Genomic DNA, 21,231 nt, shown 5'->3' with positions numbered 1-21,231 from the left:
CGTTTAACTGGCCATGTCGGCGACTTGTTCCCACTCGGCAACCAGTTCCTCGACACGGACTTTGGCCTGTTCATAGTCGGCGGAGAGTTGCGTGAGTTTGTCAGCGTCGGCCTCCAGAGCGGCCTGGGAGAGCTCCGCTTCCAGGGCGGTAACGCGGGCCTCAGCTTTCTCGACATCACGCTCAACATCTTCAAGGGTTCTGGCTTTGGTTTTGCCAGCTTTTTTGCCGCTACCTTTCGCGGGAGCCACAGGTTTGGCCGGGGCAGCTTTGGGAGCTGCTTTAGCAGGATTACCAATCACGATCTGCTGGTGCCGGGTGCGGTATTCCGTGTAGTTACCCTGATAAGCATTCAGGACGCCGTCCTCAATGGCCCAGACTTTGGTGGCCAGGCTGTCGATAAAGTAGCGGTCGTGCGAGACAAAGAGCAAAGTGCCATCGAATTCGCTGAGCACTTCTTCCAGGAACTGCCGCGATCCCAGATCCAGGTGGTTGGTTGGCTCGTCCAGGACCATCAGGTTGGAGCCTTGCAGGGTCAGTTTGGCCAGCGCGACACGGCTGCGCTCACCACCGCTGAGCATACCAATCTGCTTGAACACATCATCGCCAGAGAACAGGAAACGGCCCAGGAAGCTACGCGCTCCCTCTTCACTCAGGACACTGACCTGACGAATCTCATCAACGATACTGCGCTCCATATTCAGGCCATCGTGGCTCTGCGAATAATAACCGATGCGCACGCCATGACCGATATTCGCGTGCCCACTCAACGGCGACAACTCACCGATCAACGTACGTAACAGCGTCGTCTTACCAGCACCATTCGGACCAATCAAGCCGACACGATCGCCGCGCAACATCTCAAGGTCCGACACATGCACCAGGGCGTTTTCGTTCCCACCTTTACCATAACCGGCAACAAGTTTCTGCGTCGAGATCACCACCAGGCCGCTATTGGTCACCGAATTAAACTCAAAATTCAGTTCCGGCATATCCTGTGGCCGCTCCACACGCGCCATACGATCCAGCAGCGTCTGGCGACCACGCGCCTCGCGGCTACGCTGGCCAGCTTTATAGCGGCGAATAAACTCTTCAGTATGCGCGATATAAGCCTGCTGCGCCTCATACTCACGGCGACGGCGCTCCATACGCTCCTCACGCAGCGAGAGATATTTGGTATAGTTACCCGGATATTCCTCGATGCGCTCAAACGCCAGCTCAATCGTGCGCGAAACCACTTTATCCAGGAAATAGCGATCGTGGGCCACGATCACCATCGCACCCTTCCAGGTCGAGAGATACGTCTCCAGCCATTCCAGGGTCGCCAGATCCAGATGGTTCGTTGGCTCATCCAGCAACAGCACCTCCGGCTCCTGCAGCAAAAGCTTACCCAGGGCCGCCCGCGTCTGCTGGCCACCACTCAACTGCATTACTGGAGACTGCTGCTGCTCACGCGTAAATTCCAGACCGTCGAGGACCTGCTCAACGCGATTCTCATAGGTATAGCCGCCGGCATGCTCATAGCGCACCTGCAGCTGATCATAGCGCTGCAACAGAGCGGCATCCGACTGATCTCCAGCCATCTTGAGCGCCAGCTCGCTCAGCTCCTGCTCCCATTGCCGCAACTCGGCAAAGACAGACACCATCTCCTCGCGCAACGTATTACCGGGATGAAAATCGGTAACCTGAGTCAGGTAGCCAATGCGCGTATTACGAGCAATCGCAATCGAACCCTCATCAGGCTCCTCGCGACCGGCCAGAATATTCAACAACGTCGACTTCCCTGCCCCATTGGGTCCAACCAGGCCAATGCGATCCTGTGGATCAATCTGGAAACTCAGATCAGAAAAGATCCGCTCCGCCCCAAAAGATTTTCCTAAATGTATTACACTTACGACAGGCATATTATCTTCACCCAGTTTTTTTCAAGCAATTTTTAGCATACATGTTTGGAGGTAGCGTACCATAACAACCCATCCGGTGCAAGAGGAAAGCCAGGGGGTACACAACTAAATGCGAGGCTGAATCGTACAAGATATTTAGTGCCATTGCCTTCCTGTGAGAAGATAAGAGCATAAGTCTGGTCGAGTTTATGAAAAATAAAATTTGACTGAACTTATACGGTATATGATATACTGAGGAAACAAATCCTTCTGTTGAGAGAAAGGATGCTGAGGTGGCGAAAGAGCAGTCTCTGGATAATTTGTGGTTGGCCCAAACGTTATTTGACCTCGGAGGCGTACAGTTTGGCAACTTTACAGTCAGTGAATCGGCTGTAAGTTCCCCTGTTTTCGTGAATCCAAAGGTCTTAATTAGTAACCCAACCGCACTGCGCGTTGCAAGCAAATTAATGCAACAAGAAATCGATTTAGCTCAATCATTACGTCGTCCACGTGTTCACCCCTTCTCCCTGATCGCGGGAGTGCCCGTGGGTGGACTATTACTGGCGACGGCCTATTCACTGGAAACGAATATTCCTCTTATTTATGCACGTAGCCGTCCGGAAGGAACGGGCAAACGCGGAATAGAGGGACATTATACTCAAGGCGATACTGCGATTATTATCGACGATCTGATCACTCGTGGAGGAAGTATCCTCGAAACGACATCACTCCTTGAGGAGAATGGCCTGAAAGTCAAAGACGTTATTGTTCTCGTTGATCGCGAACATGGCGCCGTTGAGCGTTTACACCGTCATGGCTATAACTTGATAAGCATCTTAAAGCTTGATGTGATGCTCACTCACTATATGTCAAGGGGCCTCATTACCGAGGAGACCTACCGTAGGTGTGCTGAATATCTACGCGACAAACAGATTGAACCCCATACCGGAACACTCAACTTATAGTTCAATTACCCCAAAAAAGGGAAAGGTGTATTGATTACCCCTTTCCCTTTTTTGTGTGCGAAAATAATCGACCGCGAGGATCGAACCTACGGTTGCGGTTGAGGGGCGTCCCATTTGACGGGGAGGCCGGCCATTTGCATGATGCGCAGGGCGTTACGCGTGGGGCTGGGTCCTGTGCGCAGGAGGTATTCAAAGTTCATCTGGTCGTCGGTGATGTTTTCTTTGAAGTGGTAGTTTTTGATGAATGGGAAGAGTTCGGTGAGTTGGACCAGTTCGAGGTCGTGGGTGGAGATGGCTCCAACGCATTTCTTTTCGACCAGCGTACGGATATAGGCTTCACTGCCGATGAGGCGTTCGTAGTTGTTGGTACCTTTGAAGATTTCGTCGATCAAGAAGAAGATGGGATAACGGGTGCCGGATTCCAGGCGTTCGAGCAGGCCTTTGAGGCGTCTGACTTCGGCGTAGAAGTAGGAGTAGCCGTCGGCCAGCGAATCAGTGACGCGAATACAGGCGTAGAGCTCAAAGATCGAGGTGCGCAGCAGGCTGGCACTGACGACACTTCCAGCATAGGCAAGGCAGAGATTCACACCTATCGTGCGTAGAAACGTGCTCTTACCAGACATATTGGAACCGGTGATCAGCAGGATCTCACCCTGAGCATCCAGTTGAAAATCGTTGCTGACTTTTTTGCTTTTTTTGATCAGTGGATGTCCAAGCTGTTCGGCCTGGAAAACCGGCGCGGACCCGGTCTGGCGGTCAGGGACCAGTTCGGGAAAAGTGTAGTCGGGATTCATCTCGGCAAAGTTGGCCAGGGAACAGGTCGCTTCAAGTTCATACCAGACATCCAGCCAGATCGGTAGATACTGAGCGATCAGGGCTTTACATTGATCTAGTTGATAGGCGAGGATCGCGCCTAATGGGAAAAGCGCGTTTAAGGCCATCCAGCCTTCAGGACTGCGTGCTAAGGTGGCTCGACCCGTAATCCGCTCTAAGCGGGCGAGGAGCCGCGATGGCCGGTGCTCGGCGTGTTCAAAGAAAGGCTCGCACAGATGCCAGAGCGGTGAGTTCCTGGCATAGGGATAATTTTCCAGGTAGCCAAAGATCTGCTGCAACTGGCCAAAGGCCACCCGTTGCTGATAGGTATCTTCGGCCAGATTTCCCTGCTCTTTTTTGGTTCTTAAATACCAGATCAGCGAGCACAGCAAGGCCACCACACAAAAGAGCGGCGAGGTATGCACAAAAACGAACAGGATGACGGTGAGATAGAGGAGGGCAGACAGCGCCAGCGCAATCAGCAGTGACGAGAGCTTTTGCTTTGATTCTGACTGCGTATCCAACCAGTCCAGCAGACGATCGCCGTCAACGGGATCACTGGTGAAACGCGTCGCAAACAGCGAGTAGAGCTGAAGCTTATGGCGAAAACGCGTCATGGGAATCAATTCACGCACCAGAGATTGGCGTTCACTGAGCATTTCGTGGTCCGGCTCAAGTTCCAGCAACCAGTCGCGCAAGCGCAGCATACCTTCAAGTGAGACCCCGGTATTAAGCAAACGATGCAGCGAACGCTCCCCACTGATATCCAGATCGATTTCAAACGGATGATCCACCTCTTCCTGCTCATCGCGCGGCGGCACCGCCGGCATCGCATCCCAGTCCAGATTCAGGCGTGCCTTCTGCTCATCCAGCAAACGTAACCAGACCTGGTAGCGCAGCATGCTCTGATTGACTTTGGGTTGGAAGCGCGACAGGAGATAAAAAGCCAGAGCGGTCAGCAGAATAAAGATAAAGCCCAGCACAGGCAAAACAGCCAGCCCGATAATAATCAGAAACAGGCCCACGCCGATAACACCCAGGGTACGCATCTTGTTGCTCTGGTCAAGCAACTGCGTTTTCGCCAGGCGCCGCTGGATGCGTGCATACTGTCGCTCGATTGCCGCTTGCTGTTCAAATATCGTTTCCATGCTTGACTCTTCCTTTTTAAAGGTATCCTTTAAGGGTGTCCACACTATTCTGGAACGTTGCCGTAGCGGCAGGTCTTGCACCTGCGACCTGTTCGCGTTCGAGCAAGCAGCCCCCACGCAACGGGGGCGCTTGCCGCTGCCTCCGTTCCACGTACAGACAGGCGCTTACTTATACGTGCAACGGGGGCGCTTGCCGCTGCCTCCGTTCCACGTACAGACAGGCGCTTACTTATACGTGCAACGGGGGCGCTTGCCGCTGCCTCCGTTCCACGTACAGACAGGCACTTACTTATACGTGCAACGGGGGCAGCCGTGAAGGCGCCGTTGCGTGAGGGGCGCTCGTAGGTACGATAAAGTGGTCGCAGCCGCGAGGGCTGCCGCTACAGGGCGTCCAGCAAGGCATGGACAAAGCCAATGCCGACCGCGAGCCAGTCAAAAGATTGTGTCCAGCTCACCCAATCCTTCTGCGTAGGCCAGCCAGGCTTATAGCGTGGCACCAGATCACGCGGCATCACAATCGCCCACTTGCTCCCCTCACCAAGACCAGCAGGAGTTAAACGCACCGAAATATTAAAGACCGTCTCATCGGGCAACTGCTGCTTCCAGTCCGGCATGCGTTGCAGCAACGGATCATGTCGCCACTGGGTAAATAAGACTGGAACCTGCTTTCCCTGCGACGAACGCTGAAGCGTAATCACCTGTCCAATCACGGCACTACGCTCCCATTCAGGAAAACGCAGCCAGATCGAATAGCGATACTCATCCAGGCCCGTTGAAGTGATAAAGGCAGGCAAGCGCTCCGGCTGACAGCGCTTCTCGGTATCACTTTGCCAGATCTTCACCATCGCATCCAGACGCTTCTTTTTGTCCTCGGCACTCAATTGGGCCATGGGACCAGTATTCGACGGATAGGATTCAGTTTGCATAGTTATTATGAACCTTTTTCCAATCAAACAGGGAAATAACAAAAGCTTTCCTGCACGCCTACGGCGTGAGGTGAGGTGGAGGATGTTCTGGGGACACCCCAGACCCCGGCAGGGACGCTGCGCTCCCTGCACCCTCACTCTTTATCCCCGGTTTGTCACAGTATGCCATAAAATGGGACAACAATCATGCAGCCAGTTATTGATATCATCTGGCAAAGGTGCGGTAAACGTATAGGGATCATTGAGTGGATAGCGGCGTAACGTCAGGCGATGAGCATGGAGAAACTGGCGCAGTAAGGGATAACGTGCCGTCGCGCCGTGTCCGGATGGCGCATACATTTGATCGCCAACGATGGCGTTCCCCGATGCGGCCAGATGGGCACGGATCTGATGGGTACGACCAGTAATCGGGCGCACCTCAAGCAAGGCAAACGGCTCCTCAATGCCCAGCACACGCACAGCCGTGCGGGCCTCCTGTCCACCGGAAATCACGATACAGCGTCGGCGCTCATCGGGATCCCGGTCCAGCGGACCATCCAGTATAAACTCATCCTCCGGCGTTGCGGTATAGAAACAGCGACCATCCACCAATTGCTCCCCGGCCGTTGACGAACGTCTGGTGATCGTGAAGGGCGCACGGGGGTCAGCCCAGGAGTCAGCGCCACGCGCAATCACCGCCAGGTAACTCTTGCTAATCGTGTGATCATGAAACTGCTTGATCAGATGACGGCGCGAACGCTCCGTCCGTGCCAGCGCCACCACGCCCGAAGTATCTTTATCCAGGCGATGCACCAGACAGGGGCGCGGCAACAAACCATCTTCCTTCCACAGACGTTGCAGGCGCTTCTCACGCAGCATCGTCTGCACAGCAGCAGGTGCCCCCGCCCACTCCGGATCATCCGGCAGCGTCGGTGGGACCCAATCATCTCCATTTTTCGTCGCCAGATAGGCCAGCACCGCATCCCACATTGTACCATCAGCATGCTTATACGTGGGATGAATGACAAGGCCAGCAGGCTTATTCATAATCAGGAGATAATGATCTTCATAAACACATGAAACGTCAGCAATGTCCATGCCGTGAGTATAGGCGTTTCTCTCCTCAACGTCAATATATGGATTGCCCGCGCTTGCCAGCGCTGCCGATACATGTCGGACGTCAACTGGTCGCAGAGGCAAGCGCTAATACGTTTCACTTAGCGATATGTTGAGAGATGGTTCGACGTAACCAGCAAGCAAGGTGTACGTGGGGAGGGCGCCACGGACGATCCGCTGCTTTTTTTCACACAGCTTTTGCAACCACAAACGTGCTTCAACGAAAAGTATGGGAGGCAAGCGCGGCCGGTACAATTGGTTGCATAAAATGCTTTAATGTGGCTTGAGGAGCGGTTTTATATAGATGAGGGATTGTGTGAATGTGATAGAATGGTAACAACATATTTGCTTGGGAACGAACCCCTATGGGCAGATGAAGAGGGATGGACATGTCACAAATACGATATTATGATCAGCCGGAAGAGTTACGCGATCCGGTGGTGGTAGTAGCCTTTGGCGGTTGGAACGATGCCGCAGACTCTGCCACAACAGCTATTAAATTTTTAGTTGATCGGTGGTCACCAGAAAAAATTGCAGAAATTGATGCGGAGGAATTTTTTGTTTTTACGGAAACTCGCCCGACGGTCAAATATGTTGATGGTGCCCAGCGCAGTATTAGCTGGCCCGATAATCAATTCTTTGCCCATACGGATCCCGAACTGACTCATGATGTGATCCTCTTTCTCGGTACAGAGCCACAACTCAAGTGGAAAACATTCAGCGCTGCATTTATCGAAATTTGCCAGAAATTCCATGCATCTGAAGTCGTTTTCCTGGAGCATTACTGGCGGATGTTCCGCACTCATTGACGGTTCCGATTACGGGTGCATCAGCCGATAATGAAATTATGGAACGTTTGCGCGAGATGGAGGTCCATAATTCGGGCTATGAGGGTCCAACTGGTATGGTGGGTATTCTCCACGATGCCTGCCAGCGGGTAAGTCTGTCATCGGCAACCCTGTGGGCGGCGGCCCCGCACTATCTGGCGGCGACCCCCAACATCAAGGTAACGGCCGCGCTCCTGACCTACCTGAATCAGTTCCTTTCCTTTGGACTGGACCTGCATGAGATTCAGTCAGATGCCGTCCGCTTTGAAGAGCAGGTATCGGCCCTGGTGGCGAAAGATCCGGAGGCCCGCGAGTATGTGCGCCGCCTGGAGGAGCAGGTCGCCAATGGGGATGACGACGATGATGAGGATGAGGATGACGACGAACTGGATCTCACCGCGGATCCTGATCGTGCACCCAGCAGTGGTCCACTTCCCAGCGCCGACAGCTTGATCCGTGATGTCGAGGCGCTGCTACGCGAACAGCGTGGAAACGGACAAGAACAAGATTCTGACGAACAAGACGAACACAAGGAGAGTGAATGAGCATTTCACCCTATCCATTAGAAGAAGTACTTCAGCCGCGCTCAGTAGCGATACTGGGCGCATCACGTGCTCCCCAGAAGTGGGGGCACGTTGCGGCTAAGCAGTTAATCGGCGGAGGCTTCGCCGGTGATATTTATTTGATCAATCCATCGGTCTCGGAGATCCTGGGCCGACCGACCTATCCCAGCCTGCGCGACGTGCCGGGTCCGGTGGATCTGGCCGTTATCGCGACGGCGTTTCCACATGTCCAGAAAGGCGTCGAGGACTGCATTGCCTGTGGCGTTAAAGGCATCGTGATCATTACCGCCGGCTTCAGCGAGACGGGTCCCGAGGGACGCGTGCTCGAACAGGAACTGGTGGCACGCTGCCGCGAACATGGTATCCGCGTCATTGGCAGTAACTGCATGGGACTCTATGTGCACCGCTCCAAGCTGAACGCCCTGGGCATGGTCTTTCCGCTGCCCGTTGGCCCGATTGGACTGGTCTCACAGAGCGGCAACCTCGGGATGTACTGGTATGCCCAGGCTCATCTGGATGGACTCGGCTTCAACACCTTCTTAAGCGTGGGTAATGCCGCCGATGTCTCCTTCCCCGAATGCATGCACTATCTTTCCCGCGATCCAGACACGACCGTGATCGCCGGCTATGTTGAAGCCATCCAGGAAGAGACACTACGGCAGGCGACCAGGGAGATGTATCAACAGGACCGCTACAAGCCGACCGTGATCTTCCTGAGCGGAGCCACCGAAGTCGGCGTACGGGCCGCCCTGGCCCATACCGGCACCCAGGCCACCGTCCGACCCGACAAAGACACAGGACTGCTGGGCAGCGGCGTGGTACGCGTGATTCGCTCGGATGAGTTGTTTCCAGTCGCTCAAGCTCTGGCTGTACAGCCCCCTACCCCCAAAGGCGGAAAGCGCATCGCCGTGGTAGGCGATGGTGGTGGTAGCTCGGTCGCCACCGGTGACGCCGCCGTGCGCGCCGGCCTGGAAGTCCAGGTGCTTTCCGAAGACACCCAGCGCGAACTGCGCAAACTGATGCCGGACCGCGCCACGCCCGCCAATCCAATCGACGTCGCCGGAGCCACCGACGAAGATCCGCTTTCATTCGCCACCATCACCGAGGTCTGCCTGCAAGATCCTGATGTCGATGGCGTCATCGTCACCGGACTCTTTGGCGGCTATCGCATGCTCCTCGCCGAGGAATTCGGGGCCCGCGAAGAAGCTGCGGCCCGCATGCTCGGCGAACTGGTACAAAAATATAAGAAACCAGTACTGGTCCAGACTGTCTATGCCCGCCATGACATACCCGCTCTACAGCTATTGCGCGAAGAAAAGATTCCTTATTACGAATCCGTTGAGATCACCTGCCGCGCCATGGCTGCGCTGACAGAAGTCGGCCAATTTCTCGCCAATGCCCAGGAATAAAACGTAAATCCTGGATAAAACGTATATACATACATACATAGAAAGAACCCACTCTCCAATGGCGGTGAATGGGTCCTTCTTTTTTTTAGTTGCTTAGAACATCTTCTGCAGGCGCAGCGCCTGCGCATAGGCTTCGCGTACACTACGCTCGATCAGTTCCTGGGTAGTAGGTACGTCGTTGATCAGACCAATCATCTGGCCGGCCCAGACAAAGCCTTCATCCAGCGCACCCTCAAGTGAGGCCCGCGTATTAACGGTACCCCGAATATGGGGCAACAGGCGCTGCAAACGCTCATCAGGAGTGGCCTGTGAGCGCTCAAGCTCCTCTTCAATCGCCAGGATCTCGGTCGGCTTCGGACCCTTGAGCACACGGGCAGGACGACCAATGGCGCGCTCGATAATCACAGTATCGGTCTCCTTAGCCTCGACCAAAGCCTGCTGGTAGGCGGGATGAGCATTACTTTCCTGCACCGCCACAAAGCGCGTGCCGAGCTCAATACCATCGGCTCCCAGCGCCAGCGCCGCCGCCAATCCACGACCATCCGCGATACCACCGCTGGCCAGCACCGGAATCTTCACCGAATCCAGGATGCGCGGCACCAGCACCATTGTCCCGATATCGTCTCGTCCCAGGTGTCCGCCACCCTCAAAACCGACCGCGATCACGGCATCCGCTCCCAGGCTCTCAGCCTTCTGCGCCGCCCGTACGCCAGCCACCAGCACCATCGTACGCACCGCCACCCCACTCTGCTGGATACTGCGCAACAGCTTCTCAGGATTGCCACCCGTAATACTGATCGCCGCCGGAGCCTCCTCCAGCGTCACATCCAGGAAACCATCCAGGGGCACATGCCCGATCGGAAAATTCACCCCGAACGGCCGATCCGTCAACTCCTTCGTGCGACGGATATCTGCCCGCAGCTCCTCAGGAGTCGCAAAACAGGCACAACCGAGCTGGCCCAGGCCGCCCGCATTCGAGACGGCCGCCGCCAGCTTTGAATACGAGAGATGAGAGAGGCCACCCTGTACAATTGGATAGCGGATATCCAGTAGTTCTGTGAAACGCGTATGCATCTTCTCTGGCATCGTAGACATAAGACGAGCACCCACTTTCTCATGAAAAAATAGGCATGCCTGGCGTAGGTTCGAGCCTTGCGCTCGATTGTTACCAGGCATGCGGATTGGAAAAGCAATTCGCTCTTTATAGTCTACAACGAAACGCGCGTTAAAGCACAATCGTGACTTTACGCTGCTTGCCTCCACGCAGGAAAGTAATCAGTACCTTTATCTATTGCTGTATTTACATTCTTTGAGTATACTGTGAAATAATTCACTATTTTTATGTGACCCACTTCATTGTTCTTCGCTCTTTTTTATTGCATACTTCTATCAGTTCTTCTGAATATTATTGTTAATATTATTGTTAATATATTTGAATATCCCAATTTACAGGAGGTCTGCTAATGAACACACTGTTTGCTCTTTCCACTCCTTCTCGCAAATATATTGCCTTACTGGTACTCATAATCGCTTGTCTGGCCCTGTTATTCATTCTTTTTCATTTTGCTGCCCCAGCTCTCCACGCCTGGGCTGGCCCTGGCGCTCCACCTAAAGCCATCGGCCCTGGCCCTGGTGTTGCACCTGCCGGGTTTATCACGGTCGATTAAGAGCACATCATTCATCAATGACATTCAAAAAATAATAGAATGTGGCGCGAGGGAAACCTTTGCGCCACGTTCTATTATTCGGACGCGGAGAGATTGCAGCGAGCACCCACAATCGAGATAGCCACAAAAAATAAAAAGTCCAGAGGGGCTTTTTTTGTTGTTTGCTTATCAGCTGATCCATAGCTTCAAAAATGATCCACCAAAATGATGAAAAAAAATGACCTGTACTTGTCCTGTTCACGTTGTTTGCTTACCCGACGCCTCCATCTACATAAACTTTTATTTCATGCATAATGCGTACTAGCAAGAGCTTTCTATTTTTCTTTCTCTGATACTATGCTACATCGCAGCAAGAATGCTGCACCAGAGCCCACCAATGCCACATTGATGGTTGAGGAAAAGAGCATCATACAGAAAGGAAAACACCTATGGATCATGACATTGGTCGCAATCAGTCAACAGACAAAAGACTCTCCGAACAATTCGTTGAGTTTATCGACCTGACCGACGAAGAACTGGAAGAAATCGAAATCACTGAAGTCGGTGGAGTTTATGGAGGGAATTGTGGCTGTGGTGGTGGGTGTGGTGGGTGTGGTGGGTGTGGTGGTGGGTGTGGTGGGTGTGGTGGTGGGTGTGGTGGGTGTGGTGGTGGTTGTGGTGGGTGTGGTGGGTGTGGTGGTTGTGGTGGCCATCATCACCGTCATCATGGCTGTGGGTGTGGTGGGTGTGGTGGTTGTGGTGGCCATCATCACCGTCATCATGGCTGTGGGTGTGGTGGGTGTGGTGGGTGTGGTGAGTAGAGCGGAATATTATGGTATGTAGAGCGGAATATTATGGTAGCTTGAAGACAATTGGGAGAGCTAGCATGCTTTGTGCTGAAGAATGGTTTCACACAGGTAGTTTAGCTCCCCCAGTAGAGACCTGGTTATCACGCTAGCGGCGCGCTTCCAACGCATCTCCTGGAAATATCAAGGCATCACCTACCAATAGATCCTCAAAGACGTCGGCGTCTTTTTTGCTATGATGTACCTTGTAGCCACCGCGATGAAGCTGGCCCCATGCGCCCTGGGGCTCAATACGTTTCGGTTATGGATGGAATGGCTACAATGGTGGCATGATCATGAAGCAACGCATGCAAAAATGATCAAGAGAGATACAAATGGTAGGTTCGACCCTTTGGGTCGATTGTCTCCCCCCACACGAACACATTGCCTAACATGTCATAGCTTGCTCATCGTCAAGCAAGGATATTATGCAGGGAACCAATCGACCCAAAGGGTCGAACCTACTTTCGTTCATCTCCTCTAAGGATCAAACCGTCCCTGGGCTTAAGCGAAACGTATTGGCGACCAGCGCTGCCGGTACGCCAGGATGCTGGCTCGCCGGAATATTAACCAGGTTTTTCTGTTCGCAGATGAGGCTAGATGTGTTACCCTTACAGTTTATATTATTTTGGCGAGTTTTTTATAAGGCGGTGTGAAATGGTACTTATAAAGTATCAATTGGGAGATATTTTTACTTCAAATGCTCAGGTGATTGTAAATCCAGTTAACTGCAAAGGCGTCATGGGCAAGGGACTGGCATTGGCTTTTAAAGAACGCTATCCAGCTATGTTTGCGGTTTATCAAAAAGAATGTAGAGAAAGCATATTACGGATAGGCAGGCCAACACTCTATAAAGAGAGTAATCCATGGATACTCAATTTTCCGACTAAAGATAACTGGAAGTCAAACTCAAAGTTAGTATATCTACAAAAGGGGCTGGCATATTTTGTCGCCAATTATCACAACGCAGGAATTCAGAGCATAGCGTTTCCAAAACTCGGGACACAACATGGAAAATTATCCTGGGAAGAGGTGGGGCCGCTGATGGCTCAATATTTAAGCCAGATCAACATTGATGTCTCTATTTACATTACGGAAGGAGATCAAGAATATCAATATGATCAGCAATGAAAATTCTTATTTTAAAGTCGGCGATTAGAAGTTTTAAACTATAACACTAGCCCCGACAATAATCCCGGCCCGGATTATTGCAGATCCCCTCATCTCCCAGAGGATTAAAACGATTACCTTGATTTGTATGGTCAACATTACATCTTTCATCAACACATGCCTCTACAATAAACAATATTTCAAGCATAACAACCATAACGATGTTTTTCTATTTTTTATCCATCTTATAATGTTTTGTGTAGCACCAAGAGTGCTGCAAAAGGGATTCATCAATGACATGTTGATGAGTGAGCATCATAAATGATGAAACGAACAAGGAGTACACACATGGATAATAGTTCCAAACAGCCAACAGACAAGAAGCTCTCTGAACAATTTGTTGATTTTATCGACCTGACAGATGCAGATCTGGAAGATGTTGAAATCATGACATTCACCGGAATTTCTGGTGCTTCCGGCTCCTTTTGCGGTGGCTGTGGCAGTGAGGGTCATGGCTGTCATGGCTGTCATGGCTGTCATGGCTGTCATGGCTGTCATGGCTGTCATGGCTGTGGCTGTGGCTGCATCGGTCACGGCTGTATCGGTTGCGAAGGTTGCAGTGGCTGTATCGGTTGCGAAGGTTGCGGTGGCTGTGGCTGCATCGGTCATGGCTGCAGTGGCTGTTGTCCGCTTCCGATCGATTAAGGTCAACATCTAGCTAAGGATGTATCACCACAAATAGACCATATAGTCTGAAGTCAATTGGGGAGGCTGGCATATTTGTACTGGATAATAATCTGGTGCAGCTCGGTTAGCTTTCCCCACCGGAAAAGAAATGCATTTTATTCGATAGCGAGCTTTTTTATCTACATATGGCCTTTAAAACCAGGAGACTAAAAACATATGTTGGCAGAGGATATGCGCCCAAAACTCACAGCAGATAGCTGTTATATTCAGGTGCAGGATGGCGTTTACCTGCGTGGTAATCATGGTGGCCTCGTGTTGAAGGGACGCAGCTTGTATCGCCTGTTAATCCATCTGACCCCCAGACTCGATGGAAAATCAACATTGCACGCATTGACCGAAGGATTAGAGCCCGCCCAGAAGAATATGATTACGAAACTACTGGAGAAATTGGTCGCGCATCATTTCCTGCAAGACGAGAATCAGCAACAAGCTTCTAGCCTCAATTCAGAGGAATTAACACCTTACGCGTCCGCGACCACTTTCATCGGATCCTTTCAAGATGCTCCCGAGCACCACTTTGAGCAGTTTCGCAATCAGCGCCTGCTCATCATTGGCGCAGGCTCAACGTTCACGGCATTAATCCAGGCCTGCCTGCAAAGCGGGATCAGACACATCGATGGCATGGGCGACCAGATAGATACTAAGGCCAGTTTCTCTCCCAGTGATCCGGAGCAGACCGTGCGCTTGCTCGGGACATTTCCCTGGGATGATGCGGCTGCCATGCTGAAGACGATTCAAACATATGATACGATTATCGCGCTTGCGGACCGGTCATCGCTGGCACGAGCCAGAGTGTTAAATAAGCTCTGTGTGGAGCAGAAACGTACATTGATGCAGGCCATAGTCGTAGATGAACATGCCTGGATCGGCCCGCTGCTCCGACCAGATACCCTGGACTGTGGTGGTTGTTGGGAGTGCGCATGGTTGCGACTACGGGCGCATCACGAACAGGATCCACACTATGCTTTTGAGGACCAGGCTGCCAGCCCGGACAATCTATCCCTCACGCCCTCGGTAGCCATGTTGCTAGCCTATCGCTTAGTATTCGCATTGTTTACCGCTTGCACCCATGCCAGCCGTACAGAACAACTGGACACGCTCACTAAAATGGATCTCCAGACATACCTTAGCGAGACCCATACCTTTCTCCCTCATTCTTGCTGTACCACCTGCCAGCAACCGATCACCCCCACAGCAACGCAATTCCTGGCATCCATCCAGCAACTCCAGCAACACCCCCCGCTTCAGCCAGAAACATTCCAGGAGCAGCTAACACGCTGTTTTGATAGCGATTTGGGCTTATTTGCTCCACAAACAGAGACAACATATGTCCAGATGCCACTGGCGGTACAGACGATTACAATAACGCATGAAGGCGAACTGGTTGAGCTGATAGCGACAAACCTGCAGACCCAAACAGCCTGGCTCCAGGTCTGCCAGCAAGCCTGCGCCTACTATGCAAGCAGGATCGTGGATCAACGCCGCCTGCTACCATCCATATTGATCCAGCAACAATCCTTACCTGCGCTTACTATCGCCGAAACCAGCAAGCTAAAAGCGCCTGCAGCAACCGATGATAGATGGATCTGGGCGCTCGACATGCACACACAACAGCCCTATCTGGTCCCGGCGGCACGGGTCTTCAGCACGTCAGATGACAAAATCGCAACTGGTCCGGGAGTAGCGGCAGGCATGACCTGGGACGAGACAATCAGTCAGGCACTGCTGGACTGGTCTCAGCAACTGACACTGGCGAATGTAACCCAGACGCCGCAAGCATATAGACAGGTTGATCTTGCCAGCACACCAATGACAGAGGTAGGGACACAGTTCTACCAGTTACTCATAGCCGCTGGCTGTCAGCTAACAGTCTACGATGTCACCGGTGCGCTCCAGATCCCCACCTTCGCCATCTGCTCAGATGGACAAACGGTGGCCTATGGGACACAATGCACGGTCGCCGAGGCACTGGAAAAGGGACTGCAACAGGCCCTGCAACATCACCAGGCGACAATGTTTCAGCAAAGCACTCCTACGCCAGCGACGGTAGCCGAGCTACCACTACACCTGCGTGGGAACGAGCTTTATGTGCCCGACGAGAACACACGGTCAGAGACATCATCAGCGGCATGGCTGTTACAACGATTTCAAGCCAATCGATTACGCATACTGACCATACCACTGGACCATGATCCAGCCCTGATAAAGATCATGCCTTTCAGCGTACGCCTCCTGCTAACATGTACAAACCAGGATGATCGGGAAGAATGGATAACAATATAATGAGCAAAATTCACGAACATACCATCGGGCTACTTGGCCAGGGCCTCATTCATCAACAACTGCATGACTCCCTGAAACACACATATCGGATCATCCCGCTTACGCTGGAGAGTCCCGAGCCATATTTCACATCCTGCCACCTGATCGTTTTTTGCGCTGATAGCTGGTCGCCACAAACGCTGCTACAAATTAATACACGCTGCCTGGAAACAGGTGTGGCCCTACTTCCGCTCTATACACGCTTTGATAAAGGGATCATCGGACCCCTGGTCGTGCCAGGCGAAGCAGGCTGCGCACGCTGCGCCGAATTCCGCAGCTTAGGCGCCATCTCCACACAAGTTGAGCGCGAACTGTGCCAGCACGCTATTTTTCCATCCACCAACCACACCATCGTACACGCGGAAGACCATGCCACACAACCATGGTTATCACCCTTGAGCATCGGCATGCTCGTGGTAACAGGCATAGAAGAGATACATGCTTACCTGGAAAAAGGAACTCAAAAAACGCAACGCGCCCTGCTCACCATCTCACTGGAGACCCTGGAATGTACGCGACATCCGTTCCTGCCATTTTCCACCTGTCGCGACTGTGGAAAACTAAGCGACGATAGTCCTGAACTGGCCACCATCAGCCTGCAGTCATGTCCCAAACCAGACAGCTCGACGTATCGCACAAGCCAACCTAAGACCAGTCCCAGGGAACTTATGCAGACCTATCTGGATCAACACACGGGCCTCGTACAGGCACTTTCGGTAAATCAACAGAGCGTCCTGCAAATAACCTCGTCGTACCTGCAGATCGCAACCGATAATGAGCACAAGGACGCGCACGGAACAGGTTCAGCATTAAGTCAGCAACAGAGTATGGTAGTGTCTCTTCTAGAAGCGGTTGAACGTTACGCAGGTCTGAACGCCAGAAGTAAACGCGCCATGATCCAGGCAAGCTACCAGGAACTCATCCAGCAAGGACACCTGGTACTGGATCCCACGACGCTGGGGCTGCATAGTCAGGAACAATACACATACCACCAGCAACAACCCTCCTGTCACAGTCTGGTTGCTTATCATCCGGGGCTGCGCTGCAACTGGATCTGGGGCTACTCCTTCCAGCACCAGGCCCCCATCCTCGTCCCGGAACACTGTGCCTACTATGGCCTCCCCAGGACAGCGGAGAATCCAGCGTTTATCTATGAGATCTCAAATGGCTGTGCGCTCGGCAATTGTCTGGAAGAAGCCATCTTTCATGGCATGATGGAAGTCATCGAGCGCGACACCTTTTTACTCACCTGGTATGCGCAACTCAGCCTCCCACAGCTCGATCTGCAGTCAGTCACAAATCCCGATATCCGCATCATGATCAAACGCCTGGAACAGCACTATGGGTATAGTATCCGGGCCTTCAACGCCAGCCTGGATCATGCGCTAACGTGCCTGTGCCTGCTCGCCGTCGATGAACAGCAGCGGGAAGACATGCCCAGGGCTCATGTCATGGCCGGCTGTCATCCACAACCAGAACAGGCCCTGCTACGAGGATTGCGTGAACTGACAACGGCCCTGACTGTCTCACCACACAATTATCAAGAAAAACGGGAACAAGCACGACAGATGCTTAATGACCACACCCTGGTTCAGCAAATGATGGACCATTCCCTGATTTACTATCTCCCCGAAGCCTTTGAGCGGCTACACTTTCTCTATCACAGTCCACAGCACACAACATTCCAGGACGCGTTTAGTCCGGACAAGCTGCAAGCATATGCACATCTGGACCTACGCGATGACCTGCAAGCTCTGATCGACAACTACCTCAAGCGCGGCACGGATACCATCGTTGTCGACCAGACCGCTCCAGAGCATCTTCCCTGCGGACTGCGCTGCGTCAAAGTCCTGATGCCCGGCATGCTCCCGATGACATTTGGCCACAATAATGAGCGTGTCCAGCTAGCGCGTCTCCAGCAAGTCCCCGTGGCCCTGGGATATCGCAGCCAGCCTCTGACCGAGGCTGAGATCAATCCACATCCACATCCATTCTTCTAGGAGATTAGCATGCCAGTCATCACAAAAACATCGCATCTCTCATACTGCCTGCTCGATTACAGGAGTATGGAAGAGAAAAACAATACGGTCATCGTGACCTCCCCATCCTTACAGATGGCCATCCCCTTAGCGAGCCAGCGCTGCGTCAGGTATTACTGACCATGGCGCAGCGACGCTGCTCGGTACGCTGGCTCAATGAAGCGATTTTGGCCGCACAAGGAGAAGAGGCACTACCCTTTTTCTACCGCTATATAGGACAACTGCTACGCTATCAAATGCTTGGCATCTGCGCTGGTAGCGAAGAACGCGATCCTCTGGCCACCTTGATCCCTATCTCACCAGCCTTTCAACCACAATGGGTCCACATTCAGGACGGTCAAAGCTATCGTATGTCGCGCTTCGCTTACACCAGACGCAACGAGATTAACACGACAGTCATGGAATCTCCACTTGCCCATGGGCAGCTACGCCTTGAACATGCCATCACAGCAAAGATAATCTATCAACTTGGAGAAGCACAAACAGCACAGACACTCGCTGAAATGCTACCTGAAACAGATCCAGACGATATAGCAAGCATCATGACACTCTTGCTGATGGGTAACTTTATGTCACCCAGCAGTGATAATGAGCAAGCCGCAGAAGCGGAAGACGAAACACTCATGCAATGGGAATTCCACGATCTACTCTTTCATAGTCGGAGTCGACAGGGGCGGCACAATAATATCGTGGGCGGCACCTATCGCTTTAAACAGATATTGGCCCCCCAGCCAGCAATAAAGCAGCCTCCATGGCCCATTACCGTCAAGCTGCCCACGCCAGATATGGATCAGTTGCAGCGCCAGGATCCTGGATTGTTCGAAGTAATGGAAGCACGCTCTTCGCTACGTGCATATGGCAGCAGGGACCTCACCATCGAGCAAATTGGTGAGTTCCTCTATCGCGTAGCACGAATCAAAACGCACCAGGAGGATGAAGAGAGCGGAGGCTTCACGACACGACCATATCCCAGCGCCGGAGCAAGTTATGAAATGGAATTCTACCTTACCATTAACGGCTGCCAGGGACTTGAGCCAGGTTTTTATTGGTATGACCCGCTGCAACACGCACTCGCACTGATTCAGACTATAGATAAAGGGAATGCCTACCTGCTAAACCACGCTCAGCAAATAACAGGTGCAACCAATCCGCATCAACTCGTCATTACCCTGGCCGCACGCTTCCAGCGCGTCTCCTGGAAATATCAAGGCATCGCCTATCAACTGATCCTCAAAGACGTTGGTGTCCTTTTCGCCACCATGTACCTTGTAGCCACCGCGATGAAGCTGGCCCCATGCGCCCTGGGATACGGAGACTCCGATCACTTCGCTCAGCTGGCCGGCACAAACTACCTCCAGGAAACGTCCGTCGGCGAATTCGCGCTTGGCAGCCAGCCAGACGAAATGGTATAAGGCTCGAACCTACGGGGTGTTTTTTGCCGGGCGGCGCTCTTTGTGGACCTGGATGTAGATGGGGAGCCCGAGGATGAGCAGGAGCAGGCCCAGAGGGCGGGCTGGGGGCCTGCTCCGTAGATGAGCCAGATGGCGAAGAGGAAGCCGATCCAGATGGTGATGTGCTGGATGGGGGTGAGGGGATGGGGGTTCTCGTGGCGGGTGCGCAGCATGAGTTCAACGAGCGAGCAGAAGGCGTAGGGGATGACGGCGTTGACAGTGGCGATGAGGACGAGGATGGTGAAGAGGTTGGTGAGAGCCTGCGCTCCGCTATAGTTGAGGACGAGGATGATACAGGCCATGAAGCAGGAGGTGATAATACTGAAGGCAGGCACAGCCTTGCGCGATAGCCGACCAAAACTACGCGGGAACAGGTTGTCCTGCGCGGCGGCCATCGGGACGCGCGAGGCGACGATGATAATGCCGTTCAAGGAACCCAGACATGAGATGCAAGCTCCCAGACCAACGGCGTAATAGGCCCATTTTCCCCACATTGAGGCGGCAGCATCTGCAAAAGGAGCCTGCGAGCCTAGCAAGATATTTCTGGGCAGGACTCCGAGCACGACGGTCGAGCTCAGGATATACAGCAGCGCCACAAAGATCACGCCAAAGACGGTTGCGCGGGCAATAGTCTTGCCAGGATCCTTGATATCTCCGGCCGGTACGGTGGCGGATTCCATGCCTTGAAAGGAGAAGGCGATCAGGGCGGCGACTCCTGAGATCGCTACAAAGGGGGGCTGACCACTGGCGTTAAAGGGTAAGAGATGAGCAGGCTGAAACCAGAAAAAGCCAATCGTTGCCACGGCCACCAGCGGGATCAGCTTCAGGATCATGGTAATAAATTGGACCGCTCCGGCCTGCTTGATACCTTGTAGATTAAAGAACATCATCAGGACAATTGCCAGCACCGCCGCCAGCGCGGCCAGCCAGCCACTCTGATTGAGAAACGGCAGGAAGATACGCAGATAACTCACCAGCGCCACCGTAATCCCCGCCATACTGATCCAGAGCGAGTTCCAGTAGCCCCAGGCGATCCAGAATCCGGCGAAATCACCGAAGCCCTCATGGGTATAGGCATAGGGTCCACCGGTGCGCGGAATCGTACGGGAGAGACGCGCAAAGGTCAGCGCCATACACAGCGCACCGATAGAAACCAGTAACCAGGAAAAAAGCGTGATTCCACCATATGGAGCCAGCGCCGCCGGCAACAGAAAGATCCCTGATCCAATCATATTGCCAATTACCAATGCCGTGGCAACCGGCAAACCAACCTTCCGACGACCGTTGGCCGCCTCATCAACCTGCTCCACTTTTGCTGCACCTGGTTCCATAGTTCCTTATTCCCACCTTCTATGAATACGCAAAAAAGCGCGCGATTACATGACTATCCGATATTTTCTGATACGAGAAATAGCCGGAGAACGTAACCTGCGACTGAAATCCA

General features: G+C 52.9%; 17 protein-coding genes. 11 read left to right on the top strand and 6 right to left on the bottom strand.

The genetic code is table 11. The features are described 5' to 3' along the window. Positions 1-3: 3 nt before the first annotated feature. On the bottom strand, positions 4-1,902 hold the full coding sequence (locus KDW_RS27760) for an ABC-F family ATP-binding cassette domain-containing protein (protein ID WP_151759175.1): 1,899 nt from the start codon (positions 1,900-1,902) through the stop codon (positions 4-6). Between the two features lie 272 nt (positions 1,903-2,174). Between KDW_RS27760 and KDW_RS27755 the strand changes: the two genes are divergently transcribed. After that, a complete protein-coding gene (locus tag KDW_RS27755) occupies positions 2,175-2,846 on the top strand; it encodes an orotate phosphoribosyltransferase (RefSeq protein ID WP_151759174.1) in 672 nt (223 codons plus the stop codon). 86 nt (positions 2,847-2,932) lie between these two features. On the opposite strand, the gene KDW_RS27750 is transcribed toward KDW_RS27755, so the two are convergent. The 3 genes from KDW_RS27750 to KDW_RS27740 all read right to left on the bottom strand — a co-directional run bounded on the left by KDW_RS27750 (position 2,933) and on the right by KDW_RS27740 (position 6,912). Further along, complete coding sequence (locus KDW_RS27750) at positions 2,933-4,807, bottom strand: MutS family DNA mismatch repair protein (RefSeq protein WP_151759173.1); 1,875 nt, start codon at positions 4,805-4,807, stop codon at positions 2,933-2,935. 380 nt (positions 4,808-5,187) lie between these two features. Beyond that, positions 5,188-5,733, bottom strand: coding sequence for a hypothetical protein (locus KDW_RS27745; RefSeq protein ID WP_151759172.1), 546 nt, complete (start codon positions 5,731-5,733; stop codon positions 5,188-5,190). 141 nt (positions 5,734-5,874) lie between these two features. Beyond that, on the bottom strand, positions 5,875-6,912 hold the full coding sequence (locus tag KDW_RS27740) for an RluA family pseudouridine synthase (protein WP_151759171.1): 1,038 nt from the start codon (positions 6,910-6,912) through the stop codon (positions 5,875-5,877). Between the two features lie 305 nt (positions 6,913-7,217). Here KDW_RS27740 and KDW_RS35400 point away from each other — a divergent pair, with 305 nt between their 5' ends. From KDW_RS35400 to KDW_RS27725, 3 genes are read left to right on the top strand one after another with little or no spacing between them, the layout of a single operon-like run. Continuing rightward, positions 7,218-7,637, top strand: a complete 420-nt coding sequence (locus KDW_RS35400; RefSeq protein WP_162005670.1) for a PAC2 family protein — start codon at positions 7,218-7,220, stop codon at positions 7,635-7,637. Next, positions 7,634-8,200, top strand: a complete 567-nt coding sequence (locus KDW_RS35395) for a PAC2 family protein (RefSeq protein WP_162005669.1) — start codon at positions 7,634-7,636, stop codon at positions 8,198-8,200. Before KDW_RS35400 ends, KDW_RS35395 begins: the two co-directional genes overlap by 4 nt. Continuing rightward, complete coding sequence (locus KDW_RS27725; protein WP_151759168.1) at positions 8,197-9,627, top strand: acetate--CoA ligase family protein; 1,431 nt, start codon at positions 8,197-8,199, stop codon at positions 9,625-9,627. The genes KDW_RS35395 and KDW_RS27725 overlap by 4 nt, the downstream gene beginning before the upstream one ends. A 93-nt stretch (positions 9,628-9,720) precedes the next feature. Here KDW_RS27725 and KDW_RS27720 read toward each other — a convergent pair whose 3' ends face one another. Next, positions 9,721-10,722 (bottom strand): NAD(P)H-dependent flavin oxidoreductase, encoded by a 1,002-nt coding sequence (locus KDW_RS27720; protein WP_198925615.1) that lies wholly within the window; start codon positions 10,720-10,722, stop codon positions 9,721-9,723. Positions 10,723-11,090: 368 nt separating this feature from the next. Between KDW_RS27720 and KDW_RS27715 the strand changes: the two genes are divergently transcribed. The 7 genes from KDW_RS27715 (at position 11,091) to KDW_RS27685 (ending at position 19,748) form a co-directional block, all read left to right on the top strand. Continuing rightward, a complete protein-coding gene (locus tag KDW_RS27715; protein ID WP_151759167.1) occupies positions 11,091-11,294 on the top strand; it encodes a hypothetical protein in 204 nt (67 codons plus the stop codon). Between the two features lie 564 nt (positions 11,295-11,858). After that, the gene (locus KDW_RS27710; RefSeq protein WP_233097941.1) at positions 11,859-12,116 is read left to right on the top strand and encodes a hypothetical protein; all 258 of its coding nucleotides are present in this window, start codon (positions 11,859-11,861) and stop codon (positions 12,114-12,116) included. Between the two features lie 659 nt (positions 12,117-12,775). Continuing rightward, on the top strand, positions 12,776-13,249 hold the full coding sequence (locus tag KDW_RS27705) for a macro domain-containing protein (protein WP_162005668.1): 474 nt from the start codon (positions 12,776-12,778) through the stop codon (positions 13,247-13,249). 327 nt (positions 13,250-13,576) lie between these two features. Continuing rightward, positions 13,577-13,933: a hypothetical protein gene (locus KDW_RS33260; protein WP_198925612.1), complete on the top strand. Its 357-nt coding sequence runs from the start codon at positions 13,577-13,579 to the stop codon at positions 13,931-13,933. Between the two features lie 198 nt (positions 13,934-14,131). Beyond that, complete coding sequence (locus KDW_RS27695; RefSeq protein WP_151759165.1) at positions 14,132-16,258, top strand: TOMM precursor leader peptide-binding protein; 2,127 nt, start codon at positions 14,132-14,134, stop codon at positions 16,256-16,258. After that, positions 16,258-18,297 carry a TOMM precursor leader peptide-binding protein gene (locus KDW_RS27690; RefSeq protein WP_162005667.1) on the top strand — a complete coding sequence of 680 codons (2,040 nt, stop codon included), beginning with the start codon at positions 16,258-16,260 and terminating at the stop codon, positions 18,295-18,297. The genes KDW_RS27695 and KDW_RS27690 overlap by 1 nt, the downstream gene beginning before the upstream one ends. A 161-nt stretch (positions 18,298-18,458) precedes the next feature. Continuing rightward, positions 18,459-19,748, top strand: coding sequence for a SagB family peptide dehydrogenase (locus tag KDW_RS27685; protein WP_151759163.1), 1,290 nt, complete (start codon positions 18,459-18,461; stop codon positions 19,746-19,748). On the opposite strand, the gene KDW_RS27680 is transcribed toward KDW_RS27685, so the two are convergent. Next, complete coding sequence (locus KDW_RS27680; RefSeq protein WP_151759162.1) at positions 19,685-21,118, bottom strand: amino acid permease; 1,434 nt, start codon at positions 21,116-21,118, stop codon at positions 19,685-19,687. The two genes, KDW_RS27685 and KDW_RS27680, sit on opposite strands and share 64 nt — an antisense overlap. Positions 21,119-21,231 lie beyond the last annotated feature (113 nt).

The organism is Dictyobacter vulcani, assembly GCF_008974265.1.
Lineage (GTDB): Bacteria > Chloroflexota > Ktedonobacteria > Ktedonobacterales > Ktedonobacteraceae > Dictyobacter > Dictyobacter vulcani.
The sequence above is the reverse complement of the archived record's forward strand: the minus strand, read 5'-3'. Positions and strand labels throughout refer to the sequence as shown.